The following is a 19,914-nucleotide window of genomic DNA, read 5'->3' as shown; positions in this document are numbered from 1 at the left end:
GCGCACCCCCTCTCACCGGGCCTTCCGGGCGATCTTCATCAGCTCCTCGGTGACGGTGATGTGGCTGTTGCGGCGCACAGTCAGGCTGCGCCAGGTCACCACGGACACCCCGGCCGCGGCGAGACCGGCGACCGAGATCCCCTTGACCGTCGGCCCCGTCCGATTCGCCAGCAGCTGGGAGGCCGCGAGCAGCGACGACGACGCCATGAGCCCGTCGATGAGTTTGTCCGTGAGCTCGTCGGGGTCGCGCAGATTGATCTCGAGCCGCGTCTCCCCCTTGCGCAGCTGCTGGACGAGGATCTCGATGTCGCGCGGCAGCTCGCGGGCCATCCGCGTCCAACTCGTCGTCGACCGCACCAGCTTCTCGAGCATCTTCTTCGGACTGGACTCCTGCATCATGTGCCGGCGCAGGTACGGCGTGAGGTACTGCTCCATCGTCACCGTGCTGCCGAGTTGGATGCCGAAGCCCTCGAGGCGACCCATCACCCGCACGAGCATCGCGAGATCGCTGGGGAAGACCAGTTCATGTTCGTGGAGGAGCTGCATGCATGCGTTCATCGCGGCACTGAGCTCGATGTCGTTCGACGCCGTGTCCTCCGGCAGGTACTGCGCCATCCACTTGTCGATGGCCATCTCGAGCTCCTTGACGTCCGTCGACGCCGGAGCGTTGCACACGACGATGATGACGTCCGTGAGATCGGAGACGTCACGGCCGATGACAGCGGTGAGCAGGCGGATGACGTCGTTGCGTCGCGGGCCGGCGAGATAGCCGACGTCCCCGTAGTCGAGGAGGACGAGATGCTCGGGATCCGGGATGAGGAAGTTCCCCGGGTGCGGATCGGCGTGATAGAGCCCGTGGTCGAAGATCATCGACATCCACGCGTTCGTCACGTGCTGCGTCATGTCGTTGACATCCCACCCGGCCCCGGTGACGTCGTCCCTGTTCTTCGGCTGCTTGCCCTCCATCTGCTCCATCGTCAGCACCCCGGTCGCACTGAGCTCGGGGTACGGCGTGGGCACGAGCAGCCAGTCGAACTCGGCGAGCTCCCGGGTGAAGCGCTGCATCGACCGCAGCTCGTTGCGCAGATCCATCGCCTGCGTCATCATCTCCGCGAACTGTTCGACCGCCTTCGACGGGTTGAAGCGCGCGAGTTCCGGGTCCGCGCTCTCGACGAACCGCGCCACCTTCCGCATGAGGTCGAGGTCCCCGCGCACCTTCTCCTCGGCGCCGTAGTGGAGGACCTTGACCACGGCCGGAGTCCCGTCCTTGAGCACCGCATGATGGGCTTGGGCGACCGAGCCCGAGGCGAAGGGCTCATCGTCGAAGGAGGCATAGAGTTCGGTGACCGGGGCGCCGAGGTCGGACTCGACCCGCTCTCGGGCCTTCCCCGGCGGATCGGCGGGCACTTCCGCCTGCAGCTGCGAGAGCGCCTCGGCGACATCGGATCCCACAAGGTCAGCCCGCATGCTCAGGGACTGTCCGAGTTTGATCCACGTCGTCCCGAGCTCGGTGAACGCCGCGGTCAGCCTCGCACCGGGGTCGAGTTTGACTAGCTCGGGGTCGGCGAACTTCGTCGCGAGGTTCGAACTGCCGTCAGCGGCGGCGAGCGTGCGCGCCGAGCGTTCGGCGATGCCGTACCGGGCGAGCACCTCGAGGATCTCGCGGGCCCGCCCCGCATCGTCGCCGAACATTGTCAGATGTGGGGATGCCATGCCTGCTCCTGGTCTCGAGCGGTCCCTCTCGAGCGCCGCTGCGTGTGGGGTGGGCACAGTATAACCGTCCGGCCTCCGAGGCGGGTGCGAAGACGATCCTCGCCGAGGTGGTGCTGCGTCGGGTGGGAACGCTGAGGTAGGTGCCCGGATCGGCGGATCCCGGCCGAGGTGTCCCCCCCCGTCTCGTGGGCCTGTCGTCCCCGCGGGCCCGCGGGCTATCGGAGTTTGGCGGTCACCTCGGCGGCGGCGGTGAGCACCCGCTCGACGAGGGCCTCGGACACGTCGGGGGCACCGTCGGTCTCCGTCTCCGCGGCCGCGACCGAGAGCCCGATGGCCGCGATCGGGCGGGCGAGCACATCGTAGACAGGGGCGGCGAGCGTCGAGATCCCCGGCGTCACCTCGCCGTGCTCGATCGCGTACCCAACCCGCCGCGTCTGCGCCAGCAGGGTCCCGAGCTGCCGCAGGGAGGCCGGCCCCTGCCCGGTGCGGGTGACGAACGCGGATTCGGACTGGAACATCGCGAGCACCTCGGACTTCGGCAGCTGGGCGAGGATCGCCCGCCCCGTGGCCGTGAGGTAACTGGGCATGCGCACCCCGGTCGCCGTGACGACGGCGACCGACTTGAGCGACTGCTCCTTGAGCACGTACACCGTCTCCCACCCGCGGATGACCGCGAGCTGCGCCGTCGCCGAGGTGTCCTCGGCCAGCTGCCGCACGATCGGCTGGGCGAGCCGCTGCAGGGGGTTGGTCCGCAGATAGGAGCTGCCGAGTTCGTGGACGCCGGGACCGAGGACGAACCCCGGTTCCGTGCGCACGACGAGGCCGAGCTCCTCAAGCACCGCGAGGAGCTCGTAGACGCTCGACCGGGGCAGGTCGAGCGCCCGGACGAGCGCTCCGGCTGAGATCGCGCGATTCGACGACGCGAGGTGCCGAAGGATCGCGACGGATCGCCGCAGCGCCGGGACCTCAGCCACGGTTCAGTCCACCGACCGCGCGGTGGTCGCGGTTGACTGGGCGGCGGGCTCGACCGCCTCGGCGGCGGGCTCGACGGCCTCGGCGATGGTCGTGGTCGTCTCGACCGCCTCGGCGGCGGCCATAGAGCCGGCGCCCGGCTCCATGCCCAGTGCCGCGAACGCCTCGGCGTAGAGGTCCTCGATGGGACCGAGCTCGGTGTGCACTCCGTCGCGGACGCGCACAACCCCGCCGCTGACGGTGAGGGCGACGTCCGCGGCGGTCGCTGAGAGCACGACCTGCTCCCCGAGCGACCCGAACGTGCGCATGCTGTTCGTGCGCACGGCGATGAAATCGCACGCCCTGCCGACGGCAAGCTCCCCAACGGGCAGGTCGAGGCTGCGCGCCCCACCCGCGGTCAGGGCTGCGATGAGTTCGGCCGGGGAGAACCGTCCCCGCTGGCCGCTGCGCAGTCGCTCGCCGGCTTCGAGGCCTTGGGTTTCGCGCAGCGCATCGAGGACGACGTGCTGGTCGGAGCCGATCGCGATGGTCGCCCCCGCCTCGGCGAGCTCTTTGGCCGGGCCGATGCCGTCGGCGAGGTCGGCCTCGGTGCACGGGCACATGACGATCGTCGTCGCGCCCTCACCGAGGACCGCAATGTCCTCCTCGCTCAGGTGCGTCGCATGGACGGGCGAGAGGGTGTCGCGGACGACCCCGGCGCGGGCGAGGACCTGCGTCGGTGTCGTCCCATACGCCGCGAGCGAGGCCTCGTTCTCCGCGGGCTGTTCGGAGAGGTGGACGTGGACGGGGCCGGTGATCTCGGCGAACCGGGGCAGGTCGGATGCAGGGACCGCGCGAACCGAGTGGATCGCCGAACCGACGGTCACGAAGCTCTCACCAGGAGCTCCGATGGGGAATTCGGCGGCGAAGGTCTCCTTGAGCGCTGCGTGGCGGTCCATGTACCCGTCGATCGTACCGTCGCCGAAGCGGGCCTGTTCGGCCGAGAGTTCGGTCCCGATGCCCCCGGTGAGATAGCACGTGTCGAGGAGGCGGATGCGGATCCCCGCCGAGGCGGCCGCCCGGGCCAGCGCCCGCTCCATCGCGTGGGCGACCGGATAGGCGGCACCGCCGGGGGCGTGGTGGACGTAGTGGAATTCGCCCACCGAGGTGTAGCCGCCGGCGAGCATCTCCGCGAACACGGCGCGGGCGACGGTCTCGTAGTTCGCGGGGCTGAGCCGCCCCGCCACGGAGTACATGACCTCGCGCCACGTCCAGAAGGTCCCGCCGTCGCCGTGAGTGCGGCCGCGGAGGATGCGGTGGAAGGCATGGGAGTGGGCGTTGACGCCGCCGGGCAGGGTCAGCCCGGGAACCGCCTCGGCGCCGTCGGGTGCTGCCGTGATCCCGGTCTCGACCGAGGTGAGGGTGCCCGTGTCGTCGGCGGTGAGGAGCACCCCGGAGGCGACCTGCCCGTCGACCCAGGCTGTTTCGCACCAGAACCGAGTGGTCATCGCAGGCCTCCCGCCGAGGTGTCGGCCGGCCCGGGCTCGCCGGCGCGGGAGGCCGAATCGGATGCGGCTCCGCCTGTGGCCGGGACGCCCAGTTCGTTCTCGAGGACGGAGACGAGTGCGGCGACTCCTGCCCGGGCGTCGTCGTCCTCGCATGCCTCCTCCGGGGCGTGGGAGACGCCGGTGGGGTTGCGGACGTAGAGCATCGCCGAGGGCAGGTGCGGGGCGAGGATGCCCGCATCGTGGCCGGCGCCTGAAGGCAGCATCGGCGCATCCGGAAGCACGGAGCGCAGTCGGTCGTTGAGCTCGGCGGTGAAGCGGGTCGTCGGCGAGTAGGACTCCTGCGAGATGCTCACGCTCACCCCGGTCTCCGCGGCGTGTTCACGCGCCCGGGTGCTGATCGCGTCGAGGACGCGGTCGACGACGGCGTCGTCCTCGTGGCGGATGTCGAGCCAGAAGCTCATCCCCGAGGCGATGACGTTCGTGCCGCCCGGGTGGATGAGGGTGCGGCCCACGGTCGCGACGGCTCTCGTGTCAGTGGCGGCCGCTAGGGTCGGCACATCGCCGATCACTCGCGATGCGGCCACCACGGGGTCAGCACGGTGGCTCATCGGAGTGGTTCCCGCGTGATTGCCCTGACCGGCGAACGCGAAGTGCCAGCGTCCGTGACCGATGATGGAGGTGCCGATGGCCACAGCCTGATCAGTGCCGGCCAGGCCGATGCCCTGTTCGACGTGGAGTTCGATGAACGAGCCGATGCCCGCCAGGCGCGCCGGATCGGCGCCGATGCGCTCGGGGTCGAGGCCGTAGCCGCGGGCGACGTCGGCGAAGGTGTCGCCGTTGGAGTCGGTGAGCCCGAGTGCCCGGTCGGCGTCGATCGCGCCGGTGATGAGCCGGGATCCGAGGCAGGCGACGCCGAACCTGGAGCCCTCCTCCTCGGGGAACACCGCGAGTGCGAGCGGTCGCGTGGCGGCCTCGAGCGCGCCCGAACCCTGCAGTTCGTCGACGGCGGCCAGCGCCGAGGCGACACCGAGGGGTCCGTCGAAGGCGCCGCCGCCGGGCACGGAGTCGAGATGCGAGCCGGTGACGACGGCGTTCTCGCCGGGCGCGGTCACCCACGCCCAGGTGATGCCGTTCGCGTCGATCTCGGTGTCGAGTCCGCGCCGGTCGGCTTCGGCGAGGAACCACTCGCGCAGCTCCCGTTCCGTGGCCGAGAAGCCCGAGCGCTGGTAGCCCGGTCCCCTCGTGTCCCGTCCGGTGTCCTCGATCTGACCGAGCAGGGAGACGACGTCGCTCATCTCAGGCGTCCTCGTCCGCGTGGTATTCGGTCGTCGCGGCAGCGGTGCCCGAGGCCTCAGCGGCGGCGTCGAGGTTGCCGAGCGCCGTGAAGTCGGGGTCGTCGACGGCCGGTCCGCCGCCGACGGGCTGCCACGTGCCGGCCTCGGCGGTGACGGTGTGGTGGAGCGGGGTGACCGACTCGGCGGCGGCGACGAGGGAGCCGTCCTTGACCTTCGCGATCGTCTCGGCGAGCTCCGGGGAGAGGAACCGGTCGGGGCCGGGTCCCGGCACGGTCTCACGGATCGTCGAGATCACGGCACCGGTCACGGGTGCGGGGTCGGCCTCGCGCATATCGCACGCGCGGGAGGCGGCGTAGAACTCGATGCCGATGACGCTCGCGAGGTTGTCGACGACCTTGCGCAGCTTCCGGGCCGCGGACCAGCCCATCGACACGTGGTCCTCCTGCATCGCCGAGGACGGGATCGAGTCGACGGAGGCGGGGGCGGCGTTGCGCTTGGCCTCGGAGACCATCGCCGCCTGCGTGTAGTGGGCGATCATCAGACCCGAATCGACGCCGGCGTCGTCGGCGAGGAAGGGGGTGAGACCCTGGTTGCGGGCGACGTCCATCATCCGGTCGGTGCGGCGCTCGGACATCGAGGCGACGTCGGCGGCGACGATCGCGAGGAAGTCGAGCGCGTGGGCCAGCGGCGCACCGTGGAAGTTGCCGTTCGAGGAGACCATGCCGTTGGTGAGCACGACGGGGTTGTCGATGGCCGCGCGCAGTTCGCGTTCGGCGACCTGGGTGGCGAAGGCGACGGCGTCGCGGGCGGCGCCGTTGACCTGCGGGGCGCAGCGCATCGAGTACGCATCCTGGACGAGGTGCGTCGAATCCCGGTGGCTGGCGGTGATGCCGGAGTCCTTGAGGGAGGCGAGCATGTTCGCCGCCGAGGCGGCCTGACCGTCGTGCGGGCGCAGCGGGTAGTGGAGTTCGGGGGCGAAGACGGCGTCGGTGCCGAAGAGGCCCTCGATGCTCATCGCCGCGGCGACGTCGACGGCGGTGAGCAGGCTCTCGAGGTCGGTCAGGGCCATGATGAGCATCCCGAGCATGCCGTCGGTGCCATTGACGAGCGCCAGGCCCTCCTTCTCGGCGAGCGTGACCGGGGTGATGCCGGCGGCAGCGAGGATCTCATCTGCGGGACCGGCCACACCGTCGGGACCTTCGGCGACCCCTTCGCCCATGACGACGAGGGCGCATGCCGACAGGGGTGCGAGGTCGCCCGAGCAGCCGAGCGAACCGTACTCATGGACGACCGGAGTGATGCCGGCATTGAGCATGTCGACGTAGGTCTGGAGCACCTCGGCGCGCACACCGGTGCGACCGGTGGCCAGCGTGCGGGCACGCAGAAGCATGAGGGCGCGCACGACCTCGCGTTCGACGGGTTCGCCGACGCCGGCAGCATGGGACCGGATGAGGGACTTCTGCAGCTGGGTGCGCAGCTCGGCGGGGATGTGGCGCTGGGCCAGTGCCCCGAAGCCGGTGGAGACGCCGTAGACGGGCTTCGGCGCTTTGGCCAGGGCATCGATCGCCTCACGGTACTTGCCGACGCGGGCCAGGGTCTTCTCGCTCAGGGACACCTTCGCGTCATGGCGTGCGACGTCGACCACCTCGGCGAAGGTGAGGGTGTTCGGATCGAGATCGATGACTGCAGACATCGGGGGCCTTTCTTCGTGGTGACTTCTGGTGGTGGAGCTGCGGTCGGCGGGACCGGACGGTCATGCCTGGTGGTGGAGCTGGGGGTCGGTGGTGCGGGTAGGTGCGGGTCCGCTGAGCAGTGTACGGCCGGCGGACCCCGGATTCAGAGCAGGAGGTGGGCGAGCGGGGCGGAGATGAGGATTGTGAGGACGACGCGTTCGAACCAGATGATGACGAGCGCGCCGACGGAGATCGGGATCTCGGTGGCCAGGATCGAAGGCACCATCGCGGAGAAGAAGATGATGCCGGCGACGGAGACGACGGCGATGACGAAGCGCAGCACGAGGTCGTCGGAGCCGGCGACCTGCGTGGCCGGCAGGAACATCTCGACGATCCCCAGTGCCGAGGCCTTGCCGGCGAGCACCGGGTCGGAGAGCTGCGTCACCCAGGTGAAGGGCACGAAGATCCAGCCGAGCCAGTCGAAGATCGGGGTGTACTTCGCCAGCAGCAGGCCGATGAGTCCCACGGAGAGGATCGACGGGAGGATCGAGGACGCCATGAGCAGGCCGTCGCGGAAGTTCACCCACAGGTTCCGCCCCAGGCTCGGGGTCTCGGCCAAGGTCGCCTTCGCCTCGCGCCACGCCACCCGGAACCGATGCTTGGTCACCTTCTCCTCCGGCTGCGGGGTCGCGCCCGGGAAGTAGGTGTCGGGAATCGACCGCAGCGGCGGGAGGTGGACGGTGATCGCGGTGACGACGAACGTGACGACGAGGGTGAAGAAGAAGTAGAGCAGCCAGTGATCCATGAGGTCGAGCGTCTTCGCCACGACGATCATGAACGTCGCCGAGACCGTCGAGAAGCCGGTCGCGATGATCGCGGCCTCCCGCGCGGTGTACTTGCCCTCCTTGTACACCCGGTTGGTGATGAGCAGGCCGAGCGAGTAGCTGCCGACGAACGAGGCCACGGCGTCGATGGCCGACCGGCCCGGGGTCTTGAACACCGGTCGCATGATCGGCTGGACGAGGACGCCGATGAACTCCATGAGTCCGTAGCCGACGAGGAGAGCCAGGAAGATCGCACCGACGGGCACGATGAGGCCGACGGGGATGACGAGCTTGTCCCAGAGGAAGGGTCCGATGTCCTCGGCGGCGAGCCACGCCGGCGGGGAGGTGAGGATGAGGATCGCGACGACGAGCCCGACGACGCCGAGGACGGCGAAGATCCCCTTCGTCACCGAGGACTTCCACGTCCCCGTGACGAAGGGACGCACGGCGCCGAGGAGGATGAGCGCGAGCACGATGAACGGCACGACGGGGGCCGCGAAGGTGCGGATCGCGGTGACGATGTGGTCGAGCGGGATCGTCGAAGTGCCGGCGATCGTGATCGGCACGAAGAACATGACGATGCCGATGGCGCTGTAGGCGAAGAACCGCCATGTGCCAGCGGGCTTCGTCTCCTGCGCCTCATCGGTGTGGGACATCATGATTCTCCTTCGAATCTCGTAAGCGGTGCGAACCTGGTCACCGGCTCAGGCCCCCGGCCGGTTGTCGGCGACGAGTTCGCCGCCGGAGAAGACCTGGTCGACGAGCTGCACGCCGGGACGGTAGGCGAGGTGTCGGTAGCTGGGGGCGTCGAGGACGACGAGGTCGGCCCGTGCCCCGGCACCGAGGTGGCCGACGTCCGTGCGGGCCAGGGCGTGGGCACCGCCGGCGGTCGCCGCCCACACCGCCTGGTCGACGGTGAAGTGCATATCGCGCACGGCGACCGCGATGCAGAAGGGCAGGCTGTTGGTGAAGCACGATCCCGGGTTGCAGTCCGAGGCGATCGCGACGCTCACTCCGGCCGCGAGGTAGCGGCGGACATCCGGGTAGGGCTGGCGGGTCGAGAACTCGACGCCGGGCAGCAGGGTGACGACGGTGCCCGCCTCGGCGAGAGTGGCGAGGTCCGCGTCGGAGGCGAAGGTCGCATGATCGACGGAGACGCAGCCGAGCTCCGCGCCGAGGCGCAGCGCCCCGCCCTCGGTGAGCTGGTTCGCGTGCAGTCGCGGCAGCAGGCCCGCGGCCTTGCCGGCCTCGATGATCCTGCGGGTCTGGTCCTCGTCGAAGGCACCGGTCTCGCAGAACACGTCGATCCACTTCGCCTTCCCCACCGAGGCGGGGATGATCTCGTCGATGATGAGCGAGACGTAGGCCTCGGGGTCGGCCTTGTGCTCGGGCGGGATGACGTGGGCGGCCATGAGCGTGGACTCGGGGGTGTGGCGGCCGATGATGTCCAGGGCGCGGATCTCGCCGTCTAGTGTCAGGCCGTAGCCGGACTTGACCTCGAACGTCGTCGTTCCCTGACGGGTGGCCTGGTCGAGGAGGTGGACGAGGTTGGCCTCGAGCTCCTCGTCGCCGGCCGCCCGGGTCGCTGCCACGGTGGTCGCGATGCCGCCGGCCGAGTACTTCTCCCCGGCCATGCGGGCGGCGAACTCGGCCGACCGGTCGCCGGCGAAGATGAGGTGGTTGTGGCTGTCGACGAAGCCGGGGATGACGGCCTTCCCGCCGAGGTCGATCGTCTCGATGCCGCTGACCGCCGCGATCTCGCCGTTGTGGATCTCGGCGTCGGCGGACCGAGGTGCGGCGAGCTGGGTGTGGAGGGTGTCGAGGGCCGCCTTGGCTTCGTCCGCCGGACCCGACCAGGCGATGCGGTCGCCGTCGATGATCACGGCTGCGTCGGTGATGACGACCAGATCGCCCACCTCGGCGGTGGGAGCGCTCGCATCAGCCTGCGCATTGGTCACGAGTTCGCTGATTCCGGTGATGAGCTTCATCGCGGGGCCTCTCTGGTCGGTCGGGGTCGGGAGTTGGTCGGTCGGGACGCGTAGGGGATGTCGTCACGGCCGGGGAGCATGGGACGGGTGGGGATCTGAGGGGCGGTGCCGCGGGACCTGGGGACTCGTGCACGGGAAAGTCCTCCGCGCTGCGCGCCCGGCGAGCGGGCTCGCAGCGCGGAGGAACGGTCACTGGGCGGCGGACTCCTCGTCGCGGACGTCGAGTTCGGGGATCATCGGGATGCGCATGCCGCGCTCCTGAGCAACCTCGACGGCGCGTTCGTAGCCGGCGTCGACGTGGCGGATGACGCCCATGCCCGGGTCGTTGGTGAGCAGGCGGGCGAGCTTCTTCGCCGCGAGTTCGGTGCCGTCGGCGACGGAGACCTGACCGGCGTGGATCGAACGGCCGATGCCGACACCGCCGCCGTGGTGGATCGAGACCCAGGTCGCACCCGAAGAGGTGTTGACCAGGGCGTTGAGCAGCGGCCAGTCGGCCACGGCGTCGGTGCCGTCGAGCATCGACTCGGTCTCACGGTAGGGGCTGGCCACGGAGCCGGAGTCGAGGTGGTCGCGGCCGATGACGATGGGCGCGGAGACCTTGCCCTCGGCGACGAGCTGGTTGAACAGCAGGCCCGCCTTGTGGCGTTCCTTGTAGCCGAGCCAGCAGATGCGGGCGGGCAGGCCTTCGAACTCGACGTACTCGGCGGCGGCGTCGAGCCAGCGGTGCAGGGACTCGTTCTCGGGGAAGAGCTCCTTGAGCGCGGCGTCGGTGACCTCGATGTCCTTCGGGTCGCCGGAGAGCGCAACCCAGCGGAACGGTCCCAGACCCTCGCAGAAGAGGGGGCGGATGTAGGCGGGGACGAAGCCGGGGAAGGCGAAGGCGCGGTCGTAGCCGGCCTTGCGCGCTTCGTCGCGGATCGAGTTGCCGTAGTCGAACACCTCGGCGCCGCGGTCCTGGAACTCGACCATCGCCTTCACGTGCTTGGCCATGGCCTCCTCGGCGCGCAGCGTGAACTTCTCCGCATCCTGTTCGGCCTCGGTCTGCCAGTCTTCGAGGCTGACGCCGATGGGCAGGTAGGACAGCGGGTCGTGGGCCGAGGTCTGGTCGGTGACGATGTCGACCTCGGCTGCCTCGGGGCGGTCGAGGATGAGCGGGAGGATCTCGGCGGCGTTGCCGACGAGTCCGACGGAGAGCGCCTGACCGTTCTTCTTCGCCTTGATGACCTTGGCCAGCGCGGTGTCGAGGTCGGTCTCGACCTCGTCGAGGTAGCGCTTGGCCTGACGACGGTCGAGGCGGGTCTTGTCGACGTCGATGATGAGGCAGGCGCCGCCGTTGAGGGTGACGGCCAGGGGCTGGGCCCCGCCCATGCCGCCGCAGCCGGCGGTGATCGTCAGGGTGCCCGAGAGGGTGCCGTCGAAGCGCTTGCGGGCGATCGCGCCGAAGGTCTCGTACGTGCCCTGGAGGATGCCCTGGGTGGCGATGTAGATCCACGATCCGGCCGTCATCTGGCCGTACATCATCAGGCCTTCGGCCTCGAGTTCGCGGAAGTGCTCCCAATTCGCCCAGTCGCCGACGAGGTTGGAGTTGGCGATGAGGACGCGCGGGGCCCATTCGTTGGTCCGGAGCACGGCGACGGGCTTGCCGGACTGGACGAGGAGGGTCTCGTCGTCCTCGAGGTCGTCAAGGGTGCGCACGATCGCGTCGTAGGCCTCCCACGAGCGGGCCGCGCGGCCGGTGCCGCCGTAGACGACGAGGTCCTCGGGGCGTTCGGCGACCTCGGGGTCGAGGTTGTTCATGAGCATCCGCTTCGCGGCTTCGGTCTGCCAGCTCTTCGCGGTGATGTCGGTGCCGCGGTCGGCGCGGATGACCCGGGTGGGGTCGTGCTGGGTGAACGACGGCTTCGTCGCCGAGGTGGTCGACCCGGTGCTCTCGGTCGTGGCGGTCATATGACTCCCTTTCTCTGTGTCCCGGCCCGCGCGGTAGCAGCACGGGTGGGACCGTTGGTCTCTGTGATCGGCGGCGGCGTTTCCGCCTCGGGTGGCAGAGGGTCTCGGGTGACCGAGGGGCTCGGGGTTCCGGACGGGTCCGGGTGTCCGAGGGAGCGGATCGCCGATCGTGTCGGGTCGGCTGTGCGCCGGCCGCGGCATCGTCTCTGACTACACATTCAATTGTCACCGCTGGCGGCGGAAGGGGAAGTGGTCCGGATCAAGTTCTGTCCGAAATATCGGACAGCAGTGACGAGGCGGGGCGAAGCGGCCCGGAAGGAGACCGGCGGCGAAGCGCTGCGCGGCCGGTTGGCCGGGTACCCTGCAACCGGGCGACGCCCAGCGGACCCCGGGCAACCCCGCTCTCCCCATTCATGCCTGTGAGTTCTCAATCAAGTACTTTTCGGCCCTGTATATGTGATCGCCGTCGCACTACCGTGAAGGACACAGCCAAGTCCGCCCGTCACCGGTCAGACGACCCTGCGCGGTCAGACGACCCTGCGCGGTCAGACGACTCCGAACACCCACACGACACCGAAGAGGAACGACGATGTTCACCGCTCCCACCGCTCGACTCTGCACCGGCGCGTCCTGATGATCGAGACCCGCCAGCTGCAGTACTTCGCGATGGTCGCCCGGGAGCGGCACTTCGGGCGTGCCGCCGAGCGCCTCAACCTCGCCCAGCCGTACCTCTCGCAGCAGATCCGCAAGCTCGAACGCCAGCTCGGCACCACCCTGCTCAACCGCACCACTCGCTCGGTCTCGCTCACCGCGGCCGGCGCACACCTGCTCCGCGAGGCCGACCGGGTGCTCACGGAGATCGACACCCTCGGCAAGGAGGTCGGGCTCATCGGCGCGGGCCTCCAGGGCCCGCTGCGGCTCGGGTTCACGGGCTCGACGACGTACGGGGTGATGCCGCAGGTCGTCAGGCGCACGGCCACCGCAGCCCCTGGCCTCCAGCTCACGGTCAGCGGGGAGATGATCACCCCGCAGCTGACCACCCAGACCCTCGACCGCAGCATCGACATCGCCCTGCTGCGCGGAACCGCGGCGGCCAAGGAGCTGACCTGCCGGACGATCGGCAGCGAGGTCTGTGTGCTCGCGGTGCCCGCGGGCTCGGTCCTCGCCGAGGCGGAGACGGTCACCGCCGAAGAGGTCGGCGCCCACCCGCTCGTCGGCTACCCCGAGAACTCGGTGATGTCGATGGCCACGGCGGACCACCTCGGCGAGCGGGGACTGCGACCGGACTATGCGATCCGCGCGTCGGCGACCTCGACGCTCATGTCGCTCGTCGCCGCAGGTCTCGGGGCCGCGATCGTGCCGGGAACGGCGACCTCGCTGGGCATCCCGGGCGTGTGGTTCCGCGCGATCGACGACGCCCCGAGCACCGACCTCTCGCTCATCTGGCGCGCCGATGACGAGACGCAGGCGATCACCCGGATGGCCGCAATCATGACCGACGTCGTCACCGACTTCATCTCCGACGGCCTCGGCGTCGGCGGACACCACGACAGTGGACGCAACGCCGGACAGCACATCGACGGACCTAGCGTCGTCGCCGACCGAGAGGAGACCTCATCGTGAAGATCACCGAGGTGGAGACGATCCCCTACCGGATCCCCATGCGCAAACCCCTGCGCTTCGCCAGCGGCGAGGTCCACCACATCGAGCACGTGCTGCTGCGCATCCGCACCGATGCCGGCCTCGTCGGGTGCGCGGACATCCCCCCGCGCCCCTACACCTACGGCGAGACCATCGACTCCGTCATCGGCGTCATCGGCAGAATCTTCGCACCGGCGCTCATCGGCACCGATCCCCTCGACCGTGCCCGGATCCATGCGGCACTCGGCCGCACCGTCGGCAACCAGACGGCGAAGGGAGGGATCGACATCGCCGTCTGGGACCTCATCGGGCAGGCGCTGAACACTCCCGTCCACCGTCTCCTCGGCGGGTACTGCGATTCGCTCGCCGTCACCCACATGATCGGCTTCTCCCCCACCGAGGCGGCCGTCGAGGAGGCGCAGCGCTTCGTCGCCGACCTGGGGGTCCGCGCCTTCAAGGTCAAGGTCGGCAGGCGTCCGGTGTCCCTCGACGTCGAGCTCGTCACGGCACTGCGGGAGCACCTCGGCGACGATGTCCTCCTCTACCTCGACGCGAACCGGGGGTGGACGGCCACCGAGGCGGCACAGATGCTCGCCGCCACCGAGGGCCTGGATCTGCGGTTCTTCGAGGAGCCGAACGAGGCCGCCGAGGTGCTCGGCCGGCGGCGACTCGTCGCGGCCTCCCCGATCCCCATCGTCGCCGACGAATCGACGCCCGACCTCGGCGCGGCGGCCCGGGAGATCCACACCGGCGGGGCGAGCGCCCTGTCGATCAAGACGGCACGGACCGGGTTCACGGAGTCGCAGAAGGTGCTCGCGTTCGCCGAGGCGCTCGGGCTCGATGTGCTCATGGGCAACCAGATCGACACGCAGCTGGGCAGCATCGCCACGGTGACGTTCGGGGCGGCCTTCGAGCACTCCTCGAGGTATCCGGCGGAGCTGTCGAACTTCCTCGACATGTCGGACGACCTCATCGCCTCACCGCTCGAGATCGTCGATGGACGGGTCTTCGCCCCGACCGTGCCTGGGGTCGGGACCATCATCGACGAGGAGAAGCTCGCCCACTATCGCATCGACTGACCAGGGACGGGGCCCCGGCCCCGCACCCGCTGACCACTTAACCGGCGACCGCACATCCGCTCACCCACTGACCACTCACCCTCGAACCCGAAAGGAGCGCCATGCTCTATCTCGTGAGAATGGACGTCACTCTGCCGACCGACCTGTCGCCTGAGGACACCGCTGACCTGTTGGCCAGGGAAAAGGCCTACTCGCAGGATCTGCAGAGGGACGGACGCTGGAAGGAGATCTGGCGGGTCGTCGGCGAGTACGCGAACTACTCGATCTTCGACGTCGCGGACAACGACGAACTCCACACCCTCCTCGGCGGCCTTCCCCTCTTCCCCCATATGCGCATCCATGTCACCCCATTGGCCACCCATCCATCCCATATCTGACGGGTCTGCGCGAGTCGGCTCACCCGAGTCCGGCCAGCGCGACCCCCGGCACCGGCGGCCTGCCGGAGCCCTATCGTAAGGAGAGACAATGTCAGTCAACAGCTTCGAAACGGAAGTCACCGCGAAGGCCGCCGACTCCGGCGCGAACGCCTCGGCGCGCTTCGCCGAACGCCAGGCGAAGGCCGGGAGCACCGGCGTCGTCGACCATGAACGCGTCGACCGGCTCGCCGGCAAGGCGATCAAGGCGCTCAACGACCTCGTCATCGAGGAGCAGATGAGCTACGAGGAGTACAACGCGTTCAAGGCGTGGCTGATCAAGGTCGGCGAGGACGGGGAATGGCCCCTGTTCCTCGACGTCTGGCTCGAGCACTCCGTCGAGGAGGTCGCGAACGCCGACCGGGAGGGGTCGAAGGGCACGATCGAAGGCCCGTACTACCTCGACGGGTCACCGGAGCTCGAGTGGAACGGCACGATTCCCATGCGCCCCGACGAGCCCGGCACTCCGTTCGTGTTCAAGGGCCAGGTGAAATCGGTCTCCGGTGAACCGCTGCCGGGCGCGAAGCTCGAGCTGTGGCATGCCGACAACCTCGGCTTCTACTCGCAGTTCGCTCCCGGACTGCCCGAGTGGAACCTGCGGGGGACGTTCGTCGCGAACGAGAACGGGGAGTACGAGATCCACACGATCCGCCCCGCGCCCTACCAGATCCCGACCGAAGGTGCGTGCGGGCAGCTCATCGAGGCCGCCGGGTGGCATGCGTGGCGGCCCGCGCACATGCACTTCAAGGTGCATGCGCCCGAGCACATGCTCATCACCTCGCAGCTGTACTTCCCCGGTGACCCGCACAACAACGACGACATCGCCTCGGCGGTCAAGCCCGAGCTCATGCTCGACCCGCAGCCGAACCCCGATGCCGAAGGCGAGTACACCGTCTACGACTTCGTCCTCGACCCCGAGCGCTGATCCGGGCGGGCATCAGCTCCCCGATCTGGCTTGAGCCCACTTGAGTGTGGAGAGCTCAGTTCGTGAACTGAGCTCTCCACACTCAAGTGGGCCGGATCTGCGCGGCCGGGTTGTGGAACGTTCCTGTGCAGCCCAGCGGCCTTCCACGCGCGACTCTCCTCGCGCCGAAGTCGCCCCCGCGCGAGCTGGCCCCGCATGCCCGGGCGCTATGATCTCCCGTGCACCACCCACCAGATCGCCTCTCCCAGACTCGCGGCGCAACCCGCCCCTCACATGGTCACGTACGAGAGGATCATCGACACGAGGGTGGCGACGACGACGGAGTTGAACGCGAAGGCGACGATGACGTTCTTGCGCACGAGCGTCCACCCGGCCCGGGTGATCGCCCTGCCCGGCAGGGCCGCGGTCATCGTCGAGGAGAGCACAGCGAACGTCAGGTAGTCGCCGAAGGTCCGCTCGGCGTCCATGTCGAATTCGAGGTGGCGCGCACCGAGGCTTCCACCCTCGCGCAGGTCGAGGCGCATGAACTCCAAGGCGAACGAGTAGACCATCACGGCCCATGAGGCGACGACGTTGGCGAGCCCTAGCAGAGCCGCCAGGCCGCCCTTGTCACTGGCGCCGAACGAGAGCAGGTAGACGTTGAGGACGATCGCGACGAAGGCGGCGACCGTCGTCCAGGAAACCGCTCCCCCGGTGCTGAAGAGGATCGCCCACCAGCGTCGCCGACGGGCGAGCGCCCACCGGGAATGGACGACGAGTTCGGTCTCGTCGAGGTCCTTGAGACCTGCGTGCGTCCACAGCAGGTAGACGAGGGCGTAGACCGGCCAGGCAATGAGGAAGATCTCGATGAGCCGTTCGGAGACATCCGTGAGCTGCGAATCCTTGGGTCCGAGCGGGTTGAGTCCGAAGCCGATGACGACGATGGCGCCGACGACCGCGGCCGGCAGGATGCTCACGTTCGAGCGCATATCGTCGGAGATCGTGATCATCTGACTGTGTCGGCGTCTCATCGTCGGCATCTCTCCGGCTCGGCGTCGCTGCGGTTCTTCCTGCTCACAGTAGTCGACCTCCCGTGCAGCGTCAGAGGAACGTGCCCACAACGTCGACGCCCCCTCCCCCAGACCGTTGCACGTCGTTTCAGCCCGCAACCCGGCGCACGTGTTCCCGTCCTTCAACCCAGTGCGGGCTCTTTGGCCCCACCGGCCAGTCCGCGCGCCGGCCTCCACTCACTCCGGGGCCAGCCCCGTCCACGGGCGCAGAAGCTCGATCGCCGAGGCGACCGTGAAGGCCGTGCGATCGTCGAAGGGGCGACCGACGACCTGGACGCCGGTGGGGATCCCGCAGTCGGCCATCCCCGAGGGCACATTGACCACGGGCACCCGGTTGCAGATGTTGAACGGCACCGTCATGTGCGCCTGCCAGTAGTGCTCGAGACGCAATCCCGCACCCTCGCCTTCCCGTCCGATGCCGTCTGCGCCTATCCGGATCCCGTCGAGGTAGCTCGCATCGGCCTGCAGGGCCGCCACCGCCGAGGTGGGGGTGAGGAGGACGTCGAACCCGGCCATCGCCGTGGTGAGCTCGGCCTGGATCTCCGCTTCCATGACGAGACCTTCGTAGAGGGAACGGCGGGCGGCGACCGCCTCGGCGTCGATCATGAACTGCAGCGTGTAGTCGGCGAGGGTGTCCTCGTGTCCGGCGGTGGCTGCGCGCATCGCGGGAGCGAGGATCGCCCCGAAGTGGGTGGCCGCGGTTTCGAAGAGCCTCTCGCTCGTCCACGGCACCTCGATCTCCTCGACCTCCGCCTCGGCGAAGGAGAGAGCGGCGGCCACTGCCCGGGTGTTGCGGATGATGTCGTCGCCGACGGGGAAGTCGCCGAGCCGCAGGCACACGGCCACGCGGAGGCCGCGCAGGCTCTCGACCACCTCGGCGGGGGTGCGGTCCGAGCCTGCGAGGTAATCGGGTGAGTCGATCGTCGCCGCGTCGCTGGGGTCGAGACCGACCATGACGCGGGCGAGGAGCGCGGTGTCGGCGACGGTGCGGGCCATCGGCCCGTCCCCGCGGTACCAGTCCGCCGACAGCGGCGGGGCGCCGGGAATGCGGCCGTAGGGGGCTTTGAAGCCGACGGTGCCGGTGAAGGCGGCGGGCAGGCGCGTCGATCCCGCGATGTCGGAGGCCGTGGCCAACGGGGCGAACCCGGCGGCGAGCGCGGCACCCGACCCGCCGGAGGACCCGCCCGGGGAGAGGTCCGGGTTCCACGGGTTGCGCGTCACGCCCCACATCGGCGAGTGGGTGACGGTCGCGCAGCTGAACTCCGGTGAGGTGGACCGCGCGTGGATGTAGCCGCCGGCGTCGCGGATGCGGCGGATGACGGCGGCGTCCCTGTCCGCGATGGTCCGGCGTTCGTGGAGGAGGCCCTGGGTCAGCGTGTGCCCGACGATCGCGTGCTTCTCCTTCGCGATGACGGGAAGGCCGACGAGCGGCCGCATCGCGAGGATGTCGTCGAGATCGTCTGCCCGGGTCCTGAGATAGAACCGCTCCGCATCCCTCGCCGAGGCGGTCGCCTCCGGAAGGATCTCCGTGACGGCTCCGATGTCGGGATCCTTCGCCTCGATGCGCTCGGTGAGAGCGGTGAGGTAGTCGACCGGAGAGAGCTCCTTCGTGCGGAACTTCGCGAGCACCTTGGTGGCTGGCAGGGCCCAGAGCTTCGACGATGCGCTCATGCGCTCACCCCGCCTCGACCCAGTCCTTGAGCTTCGTCAGACCCTCGACGATGTCGTCCTCGCTGATACCCGAATAGGCGAGCCGGATGTACTTCCGGTCCTCCCCCGGCTGCGGACGGCCGAAGTGCTCGCGGGTGCAGAAGGAGACACCCGTGGCATGCAGGGCCTCGGTGGAGAACTCCGCGAGCGAATCGATGCCCTTCGCCGCCATCGCCTCGGTGACGTCGGGGAAGATGTAGAACGTCGACTCCGGGACGGCCACCTCCATGCCGGGGATCGAATTGATGATCGCGCACGCGGCGTCGCGGCGGGCGCGGAGGACCTCGAGCATCTCCGCGACCGGCTCCTGCGGACCCTGCAGGGCCGCGATCCCCGCCCACTGGACGTAATGAGTCGTGCACGATTCGTCGTTCGTGTTCATCGTCGAAATCGCCTCGGCGACCTCCCGCGGAGCGACCGCGCACCCGAGCCGGGAACCGGTCATCGCGAACTTCTTCGAGAACGTGTAGAGGATGACGGTGCGCTCGCGCATGCCCGGCAGCGCGGCGATCGACTCGGACCGCCCGCCGTAGCGCATTTCGAAGTACGCCTCGTCCGAGAGCACCCACAGGTCATGCTCCTTCGCGATCTGCGCGATCGCCTCGCGTTCACCGGGCGTCGACTCCGCCGAGATCGGATTCTGCAGGTCGTTGTAGATGATCGCCACGGTCGACTCGTCGATCGAATCCCGCAGATGGTCGAGGTCGATGGCGAACCCGTCCTCGGTCGGAACGTACCGATACGGCCTGGCCTCACCCCCGAGGTACTCGATCTGCGACTCATAGATCGGGAACCCCGGATTCGGGTAGAGCACGGACGCTCCGGGATCCATGACCGCTTGGAGGAACTTCGTGATCACGGGCTTGCCGCCGGTGGTCACGACCACCTCGGCGGGATCGATGTCGAGACCCCGACGGGACCCGATGTCCTCGGCCAGCGCCGCCCGCAGCTCGGGGATCCCCGGCCCCGGACAGTACCCGGTCTTGCCGTCCTTGATCGCCCGATCCATCGCCTCGACGATGTGCGGGGCCATGGGGAAGTCGAGATCGCCGAGGTGGAACGGATATACCCGATTCCCCTGCGCCCTCCAGTCGGCGGCGGCCTGCGCCACCCGGAACGCGGTCTCGGTGCCCAGATCGTGCAAACGCTGTGCGGTCTTCATCGGCGGCTCCTTCGAACGACCGTCCCCCGGCGGCGA

At 69.2% G+C, this 19,914-nt stretch carries 15 protein-coding genes; 4 read left to right on the top strand and 11 right to left on the bottom strand.

The window, feature by feature from the left end; translation table 11 throughout:
• Window positions 1–12: 12 nt before the first annotated feature.
• From AAHA49_RS10130 to hutU, 8 genes are all read right to left on the bottom strand, one after another.
• Window positions 13–1,713, bottom strand: a complete 1,701-nt coding sequence (locus AAHA49_RS10130; RefSeq protein ID WP_342038174.1) for an ABC1 kinase family protein — start codon at window positions 1,711–1,713, stop codon at window positions 13–15.
• Window positions 1,714–1,928: 215 nt separating this feature from the next.
• Window positions 1,929–2,687 (bottom strand): IclR family transcriptional regulator, encoded by a 759-nt coding sequence (locus AAHA49_RS10125; RefSeq protein WP_342038173.1) that lies wholly within the window; start codon window positions 2,685–2,687, stop codon window positions 1,929–1,931.
• A 3-nt stretch (window positions 2,688–2,690) separates the two neighbouring features.
• The gene (locus AAHA49_RS10120) at window positions 2,691–4,172 is read right to left on the bottom strand and encodes a formimidoylglutamate deiminase (RefSeq protein WP_342038172.1); all 1,482 of its coding nucleotides are present in this window, start codon (window positions 4,170–4,172) and stop codon (window positions 2,691–2,693) included.
• Window positions 4,169–5,467, bottom strand: a complete 1,299-nt coding sequence (locus tag AAHA49_RS10115; RefSeq protein ID WP_342038171.1) for an allantoate amidohydrolase — start codon at window positions 5,465–5,467, stop codon at window positions 4,169–4,171. The genes AAHA49_RS10120 and AAHA49_RS10115 overlap by 4 nt, the downstream gene beginning before the upstream one ends.
• A gap of 1 nt (window position 5,468) precedes the next feature.
• On the bottom strand, window positions 5,469–7,160 hold the full coding sequence (gene hutH / locus AAHA49_RS10110) for a histidine ammonia-lyase (RefSeq protein WP_342038170.1): 1,692 nt from the start codon (window positions 7,158–7,160) through the stop codon (window positions 5,469–5,471).
• A 143-nt stretch (window positions 7,161–7,303) separates the two neighbouring features.
• The gene (locus AAHA49_RS10105; protein ID WP_342038248.1) at window positions 7,304–8,620 is read right to left on the bottom strand and encodes a YjiH family protein; all 1,317 of its coding nucleotides are present in this window, start codon (window positions 8,618–8,620) and stop codon (window positions 7,304–7,306) included.
• Window positions 8,621–8,668: 48 nt separating this feature from the next.
• Window positions 8,669–9,952, bottom strand: coding sequence for an imidazolonepropionase (hutI, locus tag AAHA49_RS10100; protein ID WP_342038169.1), 1,284 nt, complete (start codon window positions 9,950–9,952; stop codon window positions 8,669–8,671).
• Window positions 9,953–10,141: 189 nt separating this feature from the next.
• Entirely contained in the window at window positions 10,142–11,899 is a 1,758-nt protein-coding gene (hutU, locus tag AAHA49_RS10095) for a urocanate hydratase (protein WP_342038168.1), read from the bottom strand.
• A 633-nt stretch (window positions 11,900–12,532) separates the two neighbouring features.
• On the opposite strand from hutU, the gene AAHA49_RS10090 reads away from it, so the two are divergent.
• From AAHA49_RS10090 to catA, 4 genes are all read left to right on the top strand, one after another.
• A complete protein-coding gene (locus AAHA49_RS10090) occupies window positions 12,533–13,522 on the top strand; it encodes a LysR substrate-binding domain-containing protein (RefSeq protein WP_342038167.1) in 990 nt (329 codons plus the stop codon).
• Window positions 13,519–14,619, top strand: coding sequence for a mandelate racemase/muconate lactonizing enzyme family protein (locus AAHA49_RS10085; protein ID WP_342038166.1), 1,101 nt, complete (start codon window positions 13,519–13,521; stop codon window positions 14,617–14,619). Before AAHA49_RS10090 ends, AAHA49_RS10085 begins: the two co-directional genes overlap by 4 nt.
• 101 nt (window positions 14,620–14,720) lie before the next feature.
• Window positions 14,721–14,996, top strand: coding sequence for a muconolactone Delta-isomerase (gene catC / locus AAHA49_RS10080; protein WP_342038165.1), 276 nt, complete (start codon window positions 14,721–14,723; stop codon window positions 14,994–14,996).
• 88 nt (window positions 14,997–15,084) lie between these two features.
• Window positions 15,085–15,957, top strand: a complete 873-nt coding sequence (gene catA, locus AAHA49_RS10075; protein WP_339392015.1) for a catechol 1,2-dioxygenase — start codon at window positions 15,085–15,087, stop codon at window positions 15,955–15,957.
• Between the two features lie 269 nt (window positions 15,958–16,226).
• Here catA and AAHA49_RS10070 read toward each other — a convergent pair whose 3' ends face one another.
• The 3 genes from AAHA49_RS10070 to AAHA49_RS10060 all read right to left on the bottom strand — a co-directional run bounded on the left by AAHA49_RS10070 (window position 16,227) and on the right by AAHA49_RS10060 (window position 19,878).
• Complete coding sequence (locus AAHA49_RS10070; protein WP_342038164.1) at window positions 16,227–16,967, bottom strand: DUF1345 domain-containing protein; 741 nt, start codon at window positions 16,965–16,967, stop codon at window positions 16,227–16,229.
• A 216-nt stretch (window positions 16,968–17,183) separates the two neighbouring features.
• Window positions 17,184–18,677 (bottom strand): amidase, encoded by a 1,494-nt coding sequence (locus AAHA49_RS10065; protein WP_342038163.1) that lies wholly within the window; start codon window positions 18,675–18,677, stop codon window positions 17,184–17,186.
• A gap of 4 nt (window positions 18,678–18,681) precedes the next feature.
• A complete protein-coding gene (locus tag AAHA49_RS10060; protein WP_342038162.1) occupies window positions 18,682–19,878 on the bottom strand; it encodes a pyridoxal phosphate-dependent aminotransferase in 1,197 nt (398 codons plus the stop codon).
• Window positions 19,879–19,914 lie beyond the last annotated feature (36 nt).

This window comes from Brevibacterium ammoniilyticum (genome assembly GCF_038429965.1).
Lineage (GTDB): Bacteria > Actinomycetota > Actinomycetes > Actinomycetales > Brevibacteriaceae > Brevibacterium > Brevibacterium ammoniilyticum.
The sequence above is the reverse complement of the archived record's forward strand: the minus strand, read 5'-3'. Positions and strand labels throughout refer to the sequence as shown.

Coding starts and splice junctions, on each gene's coding strand:
- AAHA49_RS10120 (WP_342038172.1), bottom strand. CDS start 4,172: ATGACCACTCGGTTCTGGTGCGAAACAGCCTGGGTCGACGGGCAGGTC.
- catC (WP_342038165.1), top strand. CDS start 14,721: ATGCTCTATCTCGTGAGAATGGACGTCACTCTGCCGACCGACCTGTCG.
- hutU (WP_342038168.1), bottom strand. CDS start 11,899: ATGACCGCCACGACCGAGAGCACCGGGTCGACCACCTCGGCGACGAAG.
- AAHA49_RS10130 (WP_342038174.1), bottom strand. CDS start 1,713: ATGGCATCCCCACATCTGACAATGTTCGGCGACGATGCGGGGCGGGCC.
- AAHA49_RS10065 (WP_342038163.1), bottom strand. CDS start 18,677: ATGAGCGCATCGTCGAAGCTCTGGGCCCTGCCAGCCACCAAGGTGCTC.
- AAHA49_RS10070 (WP_342038164.1), bottom strand. CDS start 16,967: ATGAGACGCCGACACAGTCAGATGATCACGATCTCCGACGATATGCGC.
- AAHA49_RS10090 (WP_342038167.1), top strand. CDS start 12,533: ATGATCGAGACCCGCCAGCTGCAGTACTTCGCGATGGTCGCCCGGGAG.
- AAHA49_RS10105 (WP_342038248.1), bottom strand. CDS start 8,620: ATGTCCCACACCGATGAGGCGCAGGAGACGAAGCCCGCTGGCACATGG.
- hutH (WP_342038170.1), bottom strand. CDS start 7,160: ATGTCTGCAGTCATCGATCTCGATCCGAACACCCTCACCTTCGCCGAG.
- catA (WP_339392015.1), top strand. CDS start 15,085: ATGTCAGTCAACAGCTTCGAAACGGAAGTCACCGCGAAGGCCGCCGAC.
- AAHA49_RS10060 (WP_342038162.1), bottom strand. CDS start 19,878: ATGAAGACCGCACAGCGTTTGCACGATCTGGGCACCGAGACCGCGTTC.
- hutI (WP_342038169.1), bottom strand. CDS start 9,952: ATGAAGCTCATCACCGGAATCAGCGAACTCGTGACCAATGCGCAGGCT.
- AAHA49_RS10115 (WP_342038171.1), bottom strand. CDS start 5,467: ATGAGCGACGTCGTCTCCCTGCTCGGTCAGATCGAGGACACCGGACGG.